Genomic DNA, 17,155 nt, shown 5'->3' on the forward strand with positions numbered 1-17,155 from the left:
TATGCATAAAAAAATCAAACTTGCGCTGATTATAGTGGCATCTGTCACAGTCATTGGTACGGGCATCTGGTTTGGGGTTCAAAAATTTAACCGGACAAAGGTAGAAGTTTATCGAGTAGAAGAACTCAAGCAGATGATTTGGGGAGAGAGCAGTTCTTTAGAAGGAATTATTACTTCAAATGTCTCACAGAAAGTCCAGCTTTCAGAAAATCAGATTGTACAGGAGGTTTTCGTACAGGAGGGACAGGAAGTGAAAGAGGGAACACCGCTTCTTTCTTACGATATGACACTGGTTCATATTAACTTGGAGACTGAAAAACTAAACAACCAGCAGCTTCAAATTAAGAAAAAAGGGCTGGAAGATACACTGGCAAAAATCAAGAAAAAGAAAGTGACCAATACGGCATTAAATACAGAGTATCAGCTGACTTTTTTGAGTCATTCAGATAATTCAGAGTGGGCAGAAGAACCATCAAATCAGCCGGAGAATCCGGAACAGTCAGGAAATTTGGGAGAAGTAGAAAATCCAGATCAGTCGGAGAATCCGGATAACCCAGACAAACCAGAAAATCCAGAGACACCGGAAAATCCGGACAAACCGGAGAATCCAGAAAAACCTGAAACGCCAGAGAAACCTGACACTCCAGAACCATCGGAAACAGAAGCAGAAGTTTACGAAAAGCTCTATGGTGATATTACGTTAGAGAGTCGTCCGAATGGAAAAACAGAAAATGCAAAACCATATAAAGGTGATGGGACAAAAGAAGAACCATATCGTTATCTCTGTAAAGAGGGAGTTCTGGTACAGGGAGCTTTTTTGAACCAATTGGCAGGTTTTACAACAAAGGATGAGACAGAAGAAAAAGCAGCGAAGCATTGTATTTTGGAAGTCAGAACAGGAGATAAGCCAGATGGAGTGCTTTTGGCAGCGATTTACTTAAATGGAGAAAAAATCAAAGAGCCATTAGAAGCTGGAAAATGGTATAAAACAAGTCTTGGAAAATATGATGTGGTTTTAGATGATAACAAGAATCAGGGAGAAGATAAACCGGATAATAACAAAGCCGACAATAAAGCCGATAATTCCGAAGAACAAGATCCATCCAATGAATGGAATCCGGATGAAAATCCGGATGAAGAAATACAAAATCCATCGGATGAATTTTTAGAGGATATGGAATTTACCGAGGCAGTTCCGCAGGAAGCTATAATTGATGGCTATACAAAAGAAGAAAAAGAAAAAGCAATTACAGAGACAAATGCAGAAATCCGAACCGTAAAATTAGATATTAAAAGCAGTGATTTGAAAATTGCACAGATTGAAAAGGAATTGGAAAATCAGGAGGTAAAAAGTACCATTAATGGTGTGGTGAAAAAAGTTGGGGACAAAGACAAAGGGCAGACAGACGGAGAGGCATTTCTTGAAATCCAAAGCACGCAGGGTATTTATGTAAAAGGAATGGTGGATGAATATCAAAGAGAAAAATTAAAAGTGGGCAGTCAAATAAGCGGAACTGCCTATGAGTCCGGTGTTTCATTTGAAGCAGAAGTAAAAGAGATTTCAACTTATCCTGTTTCCTCAAAGTATAGCAACAGTAATAACAGCGCTCTTTCGTATTATTCTTTTACTGCTTATATTCAGGATGTCCAGGGGTTGAAAAATCAGGAATCAGTCAGTATGGAACTTCCGGCAGAAGAAATGGATGCATCGGGAATCTATTTGAACAGAGAATATGTGCGGGAAAAAGACGGGGAAGATTTTGTTTACAAAGAAGAAAATGGAAGATTGGTAAAACAGCCGGTAAAAACCGGAAAAATCTTTTATGGAATGGTAGAAATCAAATCAGGAATTACAGAGGAAGACTTTATCGCTTTTCCTTATGGCAAAAAAGTAAAAGAGGGGGCATCTGTAAAAGAAATTTCAGCAGAAGATGCATATAACATGTATGGAGGTTTGGGATGATTGAAAATATACGTTTAGCTTTTCAGGGAATCTGGGCACATAAGATGCGTTCCTTTCTGACCATGCTTGGTATTATTATTGGAATTGCTTCAATTATTTCGATTGTCTCCACAATTAAAGGAACGAATGAACAGATTAAAAAGAATTTAATCGGTGAGGGAGACAATGTAGTTGAAATTAAGTTAAAAGAAGGGGGAGGTGATTATCAAATTGAGTATGAAGGACTTCCACAAGGTGTGCCGGTACTAAATGAGAGCCAGAAAGAGGAAATTTTAGAAATTCCGGAAGTAGTTAGTGCCAGCTTTTATAGAATGAGAGATTATGCGGATGGCATTTATTATCAAGATAAAAGCATGGACGGCGGAAAAGTGCTTGGAATTGATTCGGATTATCTGGATACCTGTGGGTATCAGTTAGTTCGAGGCAGAGGTTTTAATCAAAAAGAGTATGTGAACTTCAAAAAAGTAGCTCTGCTTGATGAAACAGCAGCAAATAGTTTTTTTGAAAAAGGGGAAGAACTGGGGAAGACGATTGAAATTAAAGGTGAGCCATTTGTTGTTGTCGGAGTTGTAAAGAAATCAGATGAATATGAGCCGGTCATTAACAGCATTGAAGAATATTATACTTATTACAATGATGAAAGTGGAATTGTAATGATTACAGACAGTGTCTGGCCAGTGGTATATCAATACGATGAACCTCAGCAGGCGGTCATTCAGACAAAAACACCGGAAGATATGAGTCAGGCAGGAAAAGCTGTTCAGCAGATCTTAAATGAGCAGATTCAAAATACCGAAACTTCGGTTTCCTATAAAGCAGAAGATATTATGGAAAAGGCAAAAGGATTACAGCAAATCAGCGAAAATACAAACCGACAGTTAATCTGGATTGCAAGCATTTCACTTTTGGTAGGAGGCATTGGCGTTATGAATATTATGCTGGTGTCTGTGACAGAAAGAACGGGTGAGATTGGGCTGAAAAAAGCAATCGGTGCAAATAAGCGGAGAATTTTAGCACAGTTTTTGACAGAAGCGGCGGTATTGACGAGTATTGGGGGAATTTTAGGAGTGTTTGCAGGAATGATTCTGGCAAAGATTATTTCCACGATTTCACAGACCCCTCTTGTTATCAGTGTGCCGGCAGTTTTAATATCCGTATTGTTTTCTATGGCAATCGGACTGATATTTGGACTGCTTCCGTCAATTAAAGCGGCAAATTTAAGTCCAATTGAAGCACTAAGAAGAATGAATTAAATTTGAGTGATTAGAGTTAATTTGATAAAAAATCCGGCTGGCTGAGGATGCAGTCAACCGGTTTTTTAAAACTCTGCATTGTATTTAATCAAAGTCTATGATATCATAAAAAGAAGTAACCTTATTTGGCAAAGGAGTTTAGAAAAAATGGAAAATACAAAAATCGCAGTTGTAACCGATAGCAACAGCGGTATTACCCAGCAACAGGCCAAGGAATTAGGCGTCACTGTTCTTCCTATGCCGTTTTATATTAATGAACAGTTATTCTTAGAGGGGATTACCCTGACACAGGAAGAGTTTTATAAAAAGCTGGAAGAAGATGCAAATATTTCAACATCACAGCCGTCACCGGCAGATGTAATGGAAACTTGGGAAAGATTGCTTGCAGACCATGAGGAAGTGGTACATATTCCAATGTCCAGTGGTTTAAGTAATTCCTGCCAGACTGCATTTGTGCTGTCGCGCGAGTTTAATGGTCGTGTTCATGTAGTGGACAATCAAAGAATCTCAGTAACACAGCGCCAGTCCGTTTTAGATGCATTGACATTGATTCAAGCAGGAAAGACAGGAGCACAAGTAAAAGAAATCTTGGAGGCAGAAAAATCAGAATCCAGTATCTATATTACACTTGAGACTTTAAAATATTTAAAAAAGGGTGGAAGAATTACACCGGCCGCTGCTGCACTTGGAACGGTATTAAAATTAAAACCGGTGCTTCAGATTCAGGGTGAAAAACTGGATGCATTTGCGAAAGCAAGAGGGAAAAAACAGGCGAAGAAAATTATGATAAAAGCGATGGAGGAAGACCTCAAAAAACGCTTTAAAGAATATAATAAAAAAGGTCTGATGTGTCTGGAGGCTGCTTATACAGGAAATCTGGAAGAAGCAGAAGAATGGAAAAAAGAACTGGAAAAAGAATTTCCGGGAATGGAAATACACATGGACCCGCTTTCTTTAAGTGTTGCCTGCCATATCGGACAGGGTGCGCTTGCGGTAGCAGTCTCAAAAAAGGTAGAAGTGGAGTAAAAAACGATGAAAAGAATAATGGAATTAATGGAAGATGCAGTAAAAGAAGCATTTACCAAAGCAGGTTATGAGGAGAAGTTTGCAAGAGTAAATGTTTCCAATCGTCCAGACTTATGTGAGTATCAGTGTAATGGAGCGATGGCAGCTGCAAAAACTTATAAAAAAGCACCGATTATGATTGCAAATGATGTGGTTGCATTTTTAAAAGAGAATGAACTGTTTTCTATGGCAGAAGCAGTCAATCCTGGATTTATCAATTTAAAGATTGCGCCGGCATTTTTAACAAAGTTCTTAAATGAAATGCAGGCAGATGAAAATTTATCTATTGAAAAAGAAAAAGCACCAAAGACGATTATTATCGATTATGGCGGACCAAATGTAGCAAAACCTCTGCATGTTGGACATCTTCGTTCCGCAATTATCGGTGAGAGTATTAAGAGAATGGGTCGTTTTTTAGGTCATAAAGTAATCGGAGATGTTCATTTAGGAGACTGGGGACTTCAGATGGGATTGATCATCACAGAACTTAAGAAGCGTTCTCCGGAATTGGTTTATTTTGATGACAGCTTTGAAGGAGACTATCCAGAAGAAGCACCGTTTACAGTAAGTGAATTAGAAGAGATTTATCCGGCAGCCAGTGCAAAATCAAAAGAAGACGAAGCATACAAAAATGAAGCGTTAGAGGCAACATTACAGCTTCAGCAGGGAAAACGCGGATACCGTGCATTATGGAACCATATTATGAAAGTGTCCGTAGAAGACTTGAAGAAAAATTATTCCAAACTGCATGTGGATTTTGACTTATGGATGGGTGAATCCGATGCAGACAGATATATTCCGGATATGGTAGACTACTTAAAGAAAAATAATTATGCTTATGTAGACCAGGGCGCTTTGGTTGTAGATGTAAAAGAAGAGAGTGATACAAAAGAAATTCCTCCATGCATGATTTTAAAATCAGACGGAGCTTCCCTTTATAATACAACGGACCTTGCAACCATCGTACAGCGTGAAGAAGATTATCATCCGGATGAAATTATTTATGTTGTAGATAAACGTCAGGAACTTCATTTTGTACAGGTATTCCGTTGTGCAAAGAAAGCAAAAATGGTAGAAGAAAAAACAGCTCTTTCGTTTGTCGGATTTGGTACGATGAACGGAAAGGACGGAAAACCATTTAAGACAAGAGAAGGCGGAGTCATGCGTCTGGAACGTCTGATTGCAGAAATTAACGATGAAATGTATAAAAAAATCGTAGAAAACCGCAGTGTGAAAGATGAAAATGCGCAGAAAACTGCTGAGATGGTAGGACTTGCAGCAATTAAATACGGAGATTTATCCAATCAAGCATCTAAAGATTATATCTTTGATGTAGAGAGATTTACTTCTTTTGAAGGAAATACCGGTCCATATATCTTGTATACAATCGTAAGAATTAAATCTATTTTGGAAAAATATATGCAGGAAGGCAAAAATCCGAACGAAGGAACAATCTTAGAAGCAGTAAATGACAGTGAAAAGAATCTGATGTTAGAACTTAGTAAATTTAACTCTGTCATTGCACCGGCATTTGAAGAGAAAGCACCACATAAGATTTGTTCTTATATTTATGATTTGGCAAATGCATTTAACAGCTTTTATCATGAAACTAAAATTCTTAGCGAATCTAATGAAGAACAGAAGAAATCCTGGATTCGTCTGTTAGTATTATGCCGTGATGTATTAGAAACCTGTATTGATTTACTTGGTTTTGAAGCACCGGAAAGAATGTAATAAAAGAGATATCCGAGTCGTTTTATAACGATGATTCGGATATCTTTTTTGATTTCGGCGGTTTCCATAAAAAAGAAAGTATGTTACAATGAAAACATGGTGAAAAAGACAAAAATCAGGAGGAATTTATGGAAAAGTTGGAATTAAAGTATCTGGAAAGACTGTCACAGCTTTACCCGACAATTGCAAAGGCATCCACGGAGATTATTAATCTGCAGGCGATTTTAAATCTCCCAAAAGGAACGGAACATTTTCTTACCGATATACATGGGGAGTATGAGGCATTTTCACATGTATTAAAAAATGGTTCGGGTTCGGTACGAAGAAAAATTAATGACGTGTTCGGGCATACATTAAATGAACAGGACAAGCGCTCCCTTGCTACTTTGATTTATTATCCAAAAGAAAAAATGGAATTAATCAAAAAGACCGAAGAAGATATTATGGACTGGTATAAAATTACATTGTATCGTTTGATTGAAGTCTGTAAGGAGGCCGCATCGAAATATACGCGGTCAAAAGTACGAAAAGCGTTACCACCTGACTTTGCTTATGTGATTGAGGAACTGATTACGGAAAAATCAGATCTAACGGATAAAGAGGCTTATTATGAGCAGATTATAGAGACAATTATTACAATAGGAAGAGCGGAAGTTTTTATTATTGCACTTTCAGAAGTGATTCAGCGTCTGGTTGTAGACCACATGCACATTCTTGGTGATATTTATGACAGAGGACCGGGACCGCATGAAATTATGAACAAACTTGAGCGGTACCATTCGCTTGATATTCAGTGGGGAAATCATGACATTGTATGGATGGGAGCAGCAGCCGGACAGACAACCTGTATTGCAAATGTAATCCGAATCTGTGCAAGATATGCAAATCTTGATATTTTGGAAGACGGATATGGAATTAATCTGCTTCCGCTTGCGACATTTTCTCTGATTCATTATAAAGATGACCCTTGCAGTTGTTTTAAAATTAAAGGCGGAAATGATTTAAACCCGGCAGAGATTTCTCTGCAGATGAAGATGCATAAAGCCATTTCGGTTATTCAATTTAAGCTTGAGGGACAGCTTTTGATGAGAAGAAAAGAATTTCATATGGCGAATCGTGCATTGCTTGACAGTATTGATTATGCAAATGGAACCATTCGGTTGGATGGAAAAGAGTATAAATTACTGGACTCTAATTTCCCTACAATTGACCCGGATAATCCGTATGAATTGTCAAGTGAAGAAACGTTGGTTGTGGAACGATTGACTTCTGCATTTACAAACTGTGAAAAATTACAGCGCCACATGAATTTACTCTTAAAGAAGGGAAGCCTTTATAAAGTTCATAATAATAATCTGCTGTATCACGGCTGCATTCCGTTAAATGAGGACGGAAGCTTTAAAGCAGTAGACATTTATGGGAAAAAATACAAGGGAAAAGCACTCTATGAAGTATTAGAGGCTTATGTCAGAAAAGCATTTGTTGCAATTGATGAGAATGAGAAAGAAAAAGGAAAAGATATTCTGTGGTTTATCTGGAGTAGTCCTGGTTCCCCACTTTTTGGCAAACAGAAGATGGCAACTTTTGAACGGTATTTTCTTGCGGAAAAAGAAACTCATGAAGAAAAGAAAAATCCATATTACAGATTGTTAGAAGATGAAACGGTAATCAATCGAATTATGCGGGAGTTTGGGTTAGAAGAAGGCTGTGCGCATATTGTAAATGGACATGTACCGGTGCATCATGCAGCAGGCGAAAGCCCAATCAAATGTAATGGAAAAGTGCTTGTTATTGATGGAGGCTTTTCCAAAGCATATCAAAAAGAAACTGGAATTGCAGGTTATACGCTGATTTATAATTCCTGGGGAATGATTCTGGCTGCACATGAACCATTTACGTCAGCAGAAGATGCAATTACCAGAGAGACAGACATTTTATCGGACAGTATTTTGGTAAAGCGTTCCATGATACGAAAAACGGTGGAAGATACAGACAATGGTCGGAAATTAAAAGAAAATATTGAAGAATTGAAAGCATTATTGGCAGCGTATCGAAGTGGTACGATTATTGAGAAAGAATAACAAGAAAAAGTAACAAGAAAAAAGGATTCTTAAGGAATTTTTAGCATTTGCACAGAGAATGATTCCGAGAGTACATAAAACAGAGAAAGAGGACAGAATTATGATACATAAAAATATTTCCATAAAGGCAGAAGGTTCTTTAAAAGATTCTCATTTGACGACTTATATTTTAGATTCTTATGAAGAATTAGAACCGAATTTAAAGCGACCGCTGGTTTTAATCTGCCCGGGAGGAGCTTATCGGTTTACAGCAGACAGAGAAGCAGAAATGATTGCGCTGCATTTAAACAGTGCTGGATACCATGCTGCTGTGCTACGTTATTCCTGCGCACCGGCAATTTTTCCAACAGCATTGTTAGAAGTAGCTGAATCAATCAAACTTTTAAAAGAAAAGGCAGAAGAGTGGCATATTGACACGGAAAAAGTGTTTGTGATGGGATTTTCAGCGGGTGGACATCTTGCGGCAAGTTATGGAGTATTCTGGAATCGTCCGTTTGTGGCAGAGAAAACAGGAGTCAAGACAGAAGAGTTAAAAGTGTCAGGATTAATTTTATGCTATCCGGTAATTACGTCAAAAGAAGAGTATACCCACCTGGAGAGTATACATAATCTGTTGGGGGATACTTACGAGGAAAAGAAAGAAGAGATGGCTCTGGAAACTCAGGTAGGAGAACAAGTTCCGCCCGCTTTTTTATGGCATACGTTTGAGGATAAAACCGTTCCGTTTCAAAATTCTCTGCTTTTTGTTGAAGCAATGGGAAAGGCAAAGATTCCGGTAGAGTATCATCTGTATCCAGAAGGAAATCATGGACTTTCGCTTGCAGATGAAACCTTAGTGAGAGTGGATGGAAGCGGAATTCAGAAAGAATGTCAAAGCTGGATGCCTCTTTTAAAGACTTGGTTGCACAGAATGTGCGAAAAAAACAAAAAAATGGCTTGATTACGATATTTATCTATGATATAATGCCAGTGTTGCAAAAAAATAACCACGCTTATGAATTCTGATGGAAGGTGCTTTTTTATATAAAAAAGTTCCAAAAGAGTAGAAATAAGCGGAAGAAAACAACCAAAGGAGATAAGAAAATGAGCGTTATTTCAATGAAACAGTTACTGGAAGCAGGTGTTCATTTCGGACATCAGACCAGAAGATGGAACCCTAAAATGGCTCCATACATCTACACAGAAAGAAATGGTATCTATATCATCGACCTGCAGAAATCTGTAGGAATGGTTGACGATGCTTACAAAGCAGTTGCTGATATCGCTGCTGAAGGCGGCACAATCCTCTTCGTAGGAACTAAAAAACAGGCTCAGGATGCTATCAAAACAGAAGCTGAACGTTGCGGAATGTACTACGTAAACGAAAGATGGTTAGGTGGTATGCTCACAAACTTCAAAACAATCCAGAGCAGAATTGCAAAATTAAAAGAAATCGAAGCTATGGAAGCTGATGGAACATTTGATGTACTTCCGAAAAAAGAAGTAATCGAACTGAAAAAAGAAATGGCTAAGTTACAGAAAAACCTTGGCGGTATCAAAGAAATGAAAAAACTTCCAGATGCTATCTTTATCGTAGACCCGAAAAAAGAAAGAATCTGTGTTCAGGAAGCTCATACACTGGGTATTCCGCTTATCGGTATCGCAGATACAAACTGTGACCCAGAAGAACTGGATTATGTAATTCCAGGTAACGATGATGCAATTAGAGCCGTAAAACTGATTGTTTCTAAAATGGCAGACGCTGTAATCGAAGCAAACCAGGGAACAGCAGAAGATGTAGAATTCGTTGAAGAAGCAGAAGAAACAGTAGAAGAATAATTTCCCCATCTTTATGGGCAATGATTCATAACGCCCTGGCTTTTTAACCAGGGCGGTTTCTTAATAAAGAATAAAACGGAAAAATTTTAAAATAATTATAAATTCAGGAGGACTATCACGATGGCTATTACAGCAGGAATGGTAAAAGAATTAAGAGAAATGACAGGCGCTGGTATGATGGATTGTAAGAAAGCTCTTACAGCTACAGAAGGCGATATGGATAAAGCAGTAGAATTTTTAAGAGAAAAAGGGCTTGCTACTGCTCAGAAAAAAGCTAGCCGTGTTGCAGCTGAAGGTCTTTGCAAAACTCTCGTATCAGAAGATGGAAAGAAAGCAGTTGTTGTAGAAGTTAATGCAGAAACAGACTTCGTTGCTAAAAACGACAAATTCCAGGGATATGTTGCACAGGTTGCAGAACAGGTTATGGAAACAGAAGCTGCTGATGTAGAAGCGTTCCTTGCTGAAACATGGAAATTTGATACAACTAAGACTGTAAACGAAGCTTTAGCAGCTCAGATTGCAGTAATCGGTGAAAACATGAACATTAGAAGATTCGCTAAAGTTGAAGAAGCAAACGGATTTGTAGCTTCTTACACACACATGGGCGGAAAAATCGGTGTTCTTGTTGATGTTGAAACAGATGTTGTAAACGACGCTGTTAAAGAAATGGCTAAAAACGTAGCAATGCAGATTGCAGCTTTAAATCCAAAATACACAGATGAAAGCGAAGTAAGTGCAGATTTCATCGCTCATGAAAAAGAAATTCTTATGGCTCAGATTCAGAATGACCCGAAAGAATCTCAGAAACCAGAAAAAGTAATCCAGGGAATGATTGCCGGACGTATCAAAAAAGAAATGAAAGAAATCTGTCTGTTAGATCAGGTATACGTAAAAGCAGAAGATGGAAAACAGTCTGTAGCTAAATACGTAGAACAGGTTGCTAAAGAAAACGGCGCTAAAATTGCTGTGAAAGGATTCGTTCGTTTCGAAACTGGAGAAGGTATCGAAAAGAAAGAAGAAAACTTTGCAGAAGAAGTTGCAAAACAGATGAACGCTTAAGCGAAGTTTTGATTGTAAACTGAACCAGAATTTATAGAGGCTCTGAAAGCCTCATAAACACTTTATTTTCTAGTGATTATGAGGTTTTCGGAGCCTTTTTCTATGGAAAAAAGGAAATGGCGAAAGTATCGCCAGGAACCGTTAAAAACCGTCTAAAATCACTTCAAATTGAGTATTACTCAAGTCATAGATTGAGTAAAATGAGTATTCACAATCTTCAGCGAAGTTTACTCAAATCATCAGAGTTCTTAAAATCATCACTTTCAATCAAACATTTTATAATTAGGAGGTTTTGGTTTATGAAGAACACAGCGTTAAGAGCAGGAAATAGCAATTCCCGCACAATTACTTTCAAGAACAAGGAACACGAAAAATTTTATACGGAATATTTGGAGAAATGCAGATATCAGGATGTTTATCATAAGGCTTTGGTTTATTGCCTGGGTATCGACAGAGATACAAGAAACAATGTAGATAAGATTTATAATTTTAAAACTGGATGTGCGAAAACGGAATGCTTGCAGGAAGGATGGCAGACCAGTGGAAGTTTACGAATCGTCCGTATGGCATTTAATCTTTACTGCAATGGGACACCAAGTGTCGGAGATTATGAAGCAGCGGAAGAACAGTTAAAAGAGTGTCAGTATTATACCGTAGAAGATTTGTTTTGCTGCGGATATGCCCGGTATTTTTGGGAAGCCATTAAAATCCGTTATCCAGAGTATTGTTTTTACAAAGACTGGGAGGATATGTATGCTGAAAATTAGATTACAGGGTACTTTAAAGGATATTCAATGGTTCCGCAGTATTTTAGAAAAGCATAAGGAACTGGATGTCCTGGAAGTATCAGAGGCTTATGCAAATAAAGGAACAAGCAAATATTTTCGTGTTTATGTTGAAGTAGAAGAAAAAGAATAAATTGGAGGAAAGTATATATGTGTAAAGTAATTGCTATTGCAAATCAGAAAGGCGGAGTAGCCAAAACAACGACAACAATCAATCTGGGAGCCGGACTGGTGAAGTCAGGGAAAAAGGTAGTTCTGGTAGACGCAGATCCGCAGGGGCATTTGACAATGGGATTGGGATTTCCAAAGAATCTCAAGGTAACATTAAAGAGCATGATGGAAAACATCATCATGGGGCTGGAATTTGATCCGAAAGAAGCAGTTCTCCACCATGAAGAAGGTGTTGACCTGATTCCGTCCAATAAATTGCTTGCCGGAATGGATATGTCCTTATTTACAGTAGAGGACAGAGAAAAGGTATTGAAAGAGTATCTGGAACTGCTGAAGGATGAGTATGATTATATTCTGATTGACTGTATGCCATCACTGGGAATGTTGACGATCAATGCTTTAAGTGCAGCGGACAGTGTTCTGATTCCGGTGCAGCCACAATATTATGCGGCAGATGGACTCATGGAATTACTGAAAGTAGTTAAGGGAATCCATCAGAGGTTCAATCCAGATTTACAGATAGAAGGCATTTTATTTACAATGGATAATTGCCGTTACAATAATGCCAAGAGAAACAAACAGGCAATCAAAACTACATATGGAAATGATATTAAGATTTTTGAGCAGACGATTCCGAGAACAGAAAGCCTTGCAGAAACAGCATCGGAGGGTGTAAGTATCTTTGCTTATGATGGAAAAAGCAAAGGGGCAGACAGTTATCTGGAACTGGTTCAGGAGGTGTTGAAACATGCGTAGACCGAAAAAAGATATTCAGCTTACCTCTTATGATGAATTACTTGGATTAGACGAAACACCGGAAAAGAGTATGAACCAGGTTGTGGAAATAGATCTGGAAAAACTCTATCCCTTTAAAAATCATCCGTTTCATGTAAACGATGATGAAAAAATGGCTGAAACCGTAGAGAGTATTAAAACATACGGTGTTTTGACTCCGGCATTGGTAAGACCTCGATCAGAGGGCGGCTATGAAATGATTTCCGGGCATAGAAGGAAAAGGGGCTGTGAACTGTGTGGAAAGACTACATTGCCAGCTCTTGTCCGAAATTATACGGATGATGAAGCAGTCATTATTATGGTTGATTCCAATATTCAGCGTGAAAATCTACTGCCAAGTGAAAAAGCCCATGCCTATAAGATGAAATATGATGCAATGAAGCATCAGGGAAGTAAAGGCGAAAAATATACAGCAGATATGGTTGGGGAAGCTGCCGGGGACAGTGGAAGAACTGTACAGAGATATATCCGTCTGGCGGCATTATCCGATGCTCTGCTGGAATATGTGGACAATAATAAAATTCCTATGATTGTAGGAGAAAAGCTGTCTTATCTGAAACCAGAGGAACAGGAGTGGCTTCTGGAAGTGATTGCCAACAGCAGTATCTTTCCGACAAAGCAACAGGCAGAACAGTTGAAAGAATGCAGTGCAAACGGAAAATTAAACCAGAGTTATATCTATGCTGTTTTATTAAAAAAGGAAAGCAGTAAAATTAATGTGACGATCCCGGCAAAGAAAATCGGCAATTATTTTCCGGAGACATATTCTAAAGAACAGATAGAAGAAGTCATTTTCATGCTTTTGGATAGATGGAAAGAAAACAAAGAAGGAGTAGCAGATGCAGAAGATACAGTTTGATTATTTTACAGGGATGGAAGCAGAACAATACAGCTTTTATCGTGTCCCTAAAGTGCTGTTTACAGAATCCTGCTTTAAAACTCTTTCTTGTGAAGCAAAGGTATTATACGGTCTGATGCTGGACCGTATGAGCCTGAGCATTAAGAACAGGTGGCTGGATTCAGAGGACAGAGTATACATTATCTTCACTGTGGAAGAAATTGCAGAGCTGATGAACTGTGGAACCCAAAAGGCAGTGAAGCTGGTAAAAGAGCTGGACAGCAGTAATGGGATTGGACTGATTGAGAAGAAACGTCTGGGACTGGGAAAGCCTAATGTTATTTATGTGAAAAATTTTATGATCAGAGAAGTGCCAGACCAAAAGCCGACGGATAGCTGTGCAGATTTGCAATCTGAGCAGAAAAATCATAGAAAATGTGCAGATCTGCAATCTGAGCAGGGAAACCATGAAGAATGTGAAAATCTGCAATCAGAAGCTGAGAACAGGGAAAAAACAGGCACTTTTCTGAATTGTGAAAATCATCATTCAGGAGTAGTGAAATCCACAATTCAGGATTGTGTGGAATCACAATTACAGAATGGTGAAAATCACAATTCAGGAATGATGAAAACCACAAATCAAGAATTTCCAGAATCACAATTCCAAAATGGTGAAAATCATCATTCAAGAATAGTGGAAATCACAAAACCAGAATATCCGAAATCACAATCTAATAATACTGATATTAACAATACTGATATTAGTGAAACTGAGATAAATCAATCCTATCCAATCATATCAGGCAATCTGAAAAAGAAAAGGGATGTGATGGAGGAGATGCGGGCATATCGTGAAGTGATTCATGAAAACATAGATTATCAATATCATGCAAAAGAAGATGTGGATGAACTGGTAGAACTGATGATTGAAGTTATGATGATGCCGGAGGACAGTATGATTCGGATTGCAGGGACAGAAAAGCCAGTTGCTTTGGTGAAAAGCAGGTTTATGAAGCTGAACTATTCACATATCGAATATGTGCTGTTTTGCCTGAATCGAAATACAACCAAGGTTGGAAACATTAAAGCATATCTTCTGACTGCCCTGTATAATGCCCCGGCAACGATAAACAGCTATTATCAGGCAGAGGTTAATCACGATATGTATGGAGGATAAAGGAACATGAGAAATATGATAAAAAAAGTTATTGTGCCAACACTGGTGATTACTGTTTTGTTTGCAGTGCTGAGACCGCTTTGTATCCAGGATGGGAAGTGCAATTATTTATTGCTGTTGCTTCTGATGGGGATACCATTCGGAATTGGAAAAATGTGTGTCTGGATGGTTCCAAGAGGTTTTGATCTTGGAGGAACACTGGCAGTATGGACAATGAATTTTCTGATCGGAGGATTGATAGGAAGTGTCGTTCTTTTGGCAATGATTGGACAGGCAATCATTTATCTTAGTGTTTTCCTGCTCACAGTTATTACAGGAATACATAAAATACCGAGAATAAAATGAAATAGATCTTTTGAAAAGCAGCTAAGACAAAATTAGCTGCTTTTTTTTCTGGAAACTTTGCGACAAAATGTCGTAAAGTCGGGATAAATTGCAGGAAAGGAGACACCGTATTGAGCAATCGTGCAATTTCCACAGAACTTATTGAATTGGGAGAACGGATCAGAAAACGCAGGCAGGAAATGAAGTTGTCACAGGAATCTTTTGCGGAAAAAGCAGGTATCAGTGTCAATACGGTCAGCAGGATAGAAGGAGGGCAAACGGCAATGTCTGTTGAGATTTTCAGGAAGATGATTGAGATCCTGGAAACAGATGCCAATATCCTGATGGGAAAAGAGAGGGACGATGCAGAAAAAAGAAAGCAGTTTGAGGAAGTATTTTATCGTATTCAGAAGATGGAATGGAAAGAGCAGAAAATTATCATGCAGACAATAGATTCACTGATAGAAAGTTTTAATGAGTACAGGTGAAATTTCACCATATATGGGGTGTAAAACAAAAAAACTCCCCATATATGCTAAGGATAATAGTTTTTTGTGCTGTTAAAATAGCAAACAGAGAGAAAGAGACAGAAATAAGGAAGGGAGATAGGATTGATGACCAGACAAGAAAATTTAATCTATCGGAAGCAGTGTCCCTATGATGCAATGGGAGACTATTCTGTTTTAATGGAAAATGAAAAGAACATAAAAACGGAAAGAAATGCAAAGAAGTCTGACCGGGACATCAGACGGAAAATAAAATAGAGGATGCTGTAAATTAGCAGAAAGGGCAGTAAGGAAGTTTCAGGCTCTCGTTAAAAAAAACGGGTGTGCCGGAAGCTGTTTTTTACTGCCCTTTTGCCAGTAGATCAGTAATAATCCTATCTTTTCTGCTGATGGGCACCTGTTGCCAGCAGGCAGAAGGGTGGTAATTATGCTGACATTGCAGGAATTGAAACAGGTTGTAGGTAACAGGAAAGAAAAAAGAAAGGTTCCGTCCGCCAGGTATTTGAGAGAAAACGATGTGGCAGTTGTAAAGCATAGACTGATAGATGGTGCGGAAATTATTGCATATCAGACAGGATATGTTTTCTATTGTGCAGGTGATTATGGAACGGTTTTTCCTTTATTTACCTGTCGAGATTATGTATATGAAGCAGGAAGAAAAATAACAGTTGTTAAGGAAGATTTTTTTGATAATCAGCCCTGGTATGTGCGGTTGATATTAGAAGGTGAAGATCGGCTGTGCAGGAACAGGGAGGTACGAGAACATAATAATTGCATTTCATATAGCCATATTTCAGAAGGCTGGTGCGAATTGGTGGATAAAAGGCAGAATGTACTCGAAAAACTGATCATAGAAGAAGCTATTGGAGAATTCATGGATCTGCTGACTGACCGGCAGAGACAGGTGATCCATCAAATTTATTTTCAGCAGCGGACACAAAGAGAAGTGTCACGGGTGTTTGGAATTACAGAACCGGCAGTATCAAAATGTATTTCACAGGCAAAGCAGAAAATGAGAAGAAATGCAGGCAGACTGATCGGAGTGCTTCAGAAGGGAGAATAAAAGATGCGTGGTAAAAAACCAAAGGAAAGACAACGGTATGTGCTGCGTGTAAATGAAACTCTCATAGAAGTTACCAGAGACGTATATCTGGCATGGTACCAGTCAAGAAGAAAAGAAAGATACCAGCTTGAAAAAATGCAGAAAAATGGTGTGTGCGGAATAGAAAAAGTAGGGGAAACGAGTTACAACAGTTATTTGCATATATTATCACCAGAAGAAATAGTCATCAGGGTGTCAGAAATACAAGAGCTGCAGGAAGCACTGAAATATTTGTCTGAAGAAGAAATGGAATTGATAAGACTATTATTTTTTGAAGAGTACACAGTTAAAAAAACAGCACAGTATTTCGGGTGTTGTACAAAGACAATCAGAAACAGGAAAAACAAAGTATTGCAGAAACTAAAAAACAGGCTGGAAACTTTGTAAGTTTTTGCTGTTTCAAAAAAATTTCTAAAAAAATTTCAAACAGGTTAATTTTTGCCCTTTCACACATGCGGTTAGTGGAGGGGCAAATGTCTATTTT

General features: G+C 38.3%; 18 protein-coding genes. All 18 read left to right on the plus strand.

Annotated features, from left to right (window positions below; translation table 11 throughout):
* The first annotated feature begins 1 nt into the window (after position 1).
* The gene (locus tag ACYQ2D_RS16465) at positions 2-1,963 is read left to right on the plus strand and encodes a hypothetical protein (RefSeq protein ID WP_187558381.1); all 1,962 of its coding nucleotides are present in this window, start codon (positions 2-4) and stop codon (positions 1,961-1,963) included.
* On the plus strand, positions 1,960-3,216 hold the full coding sequence (locus ACYQ2D_RS16470) for an ABC transporter permease (RefSeq protein ID WP_117456000.1): 1,257 nt from the start codon (positions 1,960-1,962) through the stop codon (positions 3,214-3,216). Before ACYQ2D_RS16465 ends, ACYQ2D_RS16470 begins: the two co-directional genes overlap by 4 nt.
* A gap of 147 nt (positions 3,217-3,363) precedes the next feature.
* Positions 3,364-4,242: a DegV family protein gene (locus tag ACYQ2D_RS16475; protein WP_117455998.1), complete on the plus strand. Its 879-nt coding sequence runs from the start codon at positions 3,364-3,366 to the stop codon at positions 4,240-4,242.
* 6 nt (positions 4,243-4,248) lie between these two features.
* Positions 4,249-6,015: an arginine--tRNA ligase gene (gene argS, locus ACYQ2D_RS16480; RefSeq protein ID WP_117455995.1), complete on the plus strand. Its 1,767-nt coding sequence runs from the start codon at positions 4,249-4,251 to the stop codon at positions 6,013-6,015.
* 128 nt (positions 6,016-6,143) lie between these two features.
* The gene (locus tag ACYQ2D_RS16485) at positions 6,144-8,096 is read left to right on the plus strand and encodes a fructose-1,6-bisphosphatase (RefSeq protein ID WP_459786269.1); all 1,953 of its coding nucleotides are present in this window, start codon (positions 6,144-6,146) and stop codon (positions 8,094-8,096) included.
* Positions 8,097-8,196: 100 nt separating this feature from the next.
* Positions 8,197-9,036 (plus strand): alpha/beta hydrolase, encoded by an 840-nt coding sequence (locus ACYQ2D_RS16490; protein ID WP_459786271.1) that lies wholly within the window; start codon positions 8,197-8,199, stop codon positions 9,034-9,036.
* A gap of 143 nt (positions 9,037-9,179) precedes the next feature.
* Positions 9,180-9,914, plus strand: a complete 735-nt coding sequence (gene rpsB / locus ACYQ2D_RS16495) for a 30S ribosomal protein S2 (protein WP_117455989.1) — start codon at positions 9,180-9,182, stop codon at positions 9,912-9,914.
* 120 nt (positions 9,915-10,034) lie between these two features.
* Positions 10,035-10,973, plus strand: a complete 939-nt coding sequence (gene tsf, locus ACYQ2D_RS16500) for a translation elongation factor Ts (protein WP_459786273.1) — start codon at positions 10,035-10,037, stop codon at positions 10,971-10,973.
* Positions 10,974-11,272: 299 nt separating this feature from the next.
* Positions 11,273-11,740, plus strand: a complete 468-nt coding sequence (locus tag ACYQ2D_RS16505; RefSeq protein ID WP_459786274.1) for a DUF6075 family protein — start codon at positions 11,273-11,275, stop codon at positions 11,738-11,740.
* A complete protein-coding gene (locus tag ACYQ2D_RS16510) occupies positions 11,727-11,891 on the plus strand; it encodes a hypothetical protein (RefSeq protein WP_459786276.1) in 165 nt (54 codons plus the stop codon). Before ACYQ2D_RS16505 ends, ACYQ2D_RS16510 begins: the two co-directional genes overlap by 14 nt.
* A 17-nt stretch (positions 11,892-11,908) precedes the next feature.
* The gene (locus ACYQ2D_RS16515) at positions 11,909-12,685 is read left to right on the plus strand and encodes a ParA family protein (RefSeq protein WP_459786277.1); all 777 of its coding nucleotides are present in this window, start codon (positions 11,909-11,911) and stop codon (positions 12,683-12,685) included.
* Positions 12,678-13,583, plus strand: a complete 906-nt coding sequence (locus ACYQ2D_RS16520; protein WP_459786278.1) for a ParB/RepB/Spo0J family partition protein — start codon at positions 12,678-12,680, stop codon at positions 13,581-13,583. The genes ACYQ2D_RS16515 and ACYQ2D_RS16520 overlap by 8 nt, the downstream gene beginning before the upstream one ends.
* The gene (locus ACYQ2D_RS16525) at positions 13,564-14,739 is read left to right on the plus strand and encodes a replication initiator protein A (RefSeq protein ID WP_459786279.1); all 1,176 of its coding nucleotides are present in this window, start codon (positions 13,564-13,566) and stop codon (positions 14,737-14,739) included. Before ACYQ2D_RS16520 ends, ACYQ2D_RS16525 begins: the two co-directional genes overlap by 20 nt.
* A 6-nt stretch (positions 14,740-14,745) precedes the next feature.
* Entirely contained in the window at positions 14,746-15,084 is a 339-nt protein-coding gene (locus ACYQ2D_RS16530; protein WP_119201738.1) for a DUF6050 family protein, read from the plus strand.
* A 110-nt stretch (positions 15,085-15,194) separates the two neighbouring features.
* Positions 15,195-15,551 (plus strand): helix-turn-helix domain-containing protein, encoded by a 357-nt coding sequence (locus ACYQ2D_RS16535; protein ID WP_083864366.1) that lies wholly within the window; start codon positions 15,195-15,197, stop codon positions 15,549-15,551.
* 126 nt (positions 15,552-15,677) lie between these two features.
* The gene (locus tag ACYQ2D_RS16540) at positions 15,678-15,827 is read left to right on the plus strand and encodes a hypothetical protein (RefSeq protein WP_004612798.1); all 150 of its coding nucleotides are present in this window, start codon (positions 15,678-15,680) and stop codon (positions 15,825-15,827) included.
* 169 nt (positions 15,828-15,996) lie between these two features.
* A complete protein-coding gene (locus ACYQ2D_RS16545) occupies positions 15,997-16,632 on the plus strand; it encodes a sigma-70 family RNA polymerase sigma factor (RefSeq protein ID WP_459786280.1) in 636 nt (211 codons plus the stop codon).
* Positions 16,633-16,635: 3 nt separating this feature from the next.
* The gene (locus ACYQ2D_RS16550) at positions 16,636-17,058 is read left to right on the plus strand and encodes a sigma-70 family RNA polymerase sigma factor (protein WP_459786281.1); all 423 of its coding nucleotides are present in this window, start codon (positions 16,636-16,638) and stop codon (positions 17,056-17,058) included.
* The last annotated feature ends 97 nt before the right edge of the window (positions 17,059-17,155 follow it).

This window comes from Blautia stercoris (genome assembly GCF_054657695.1).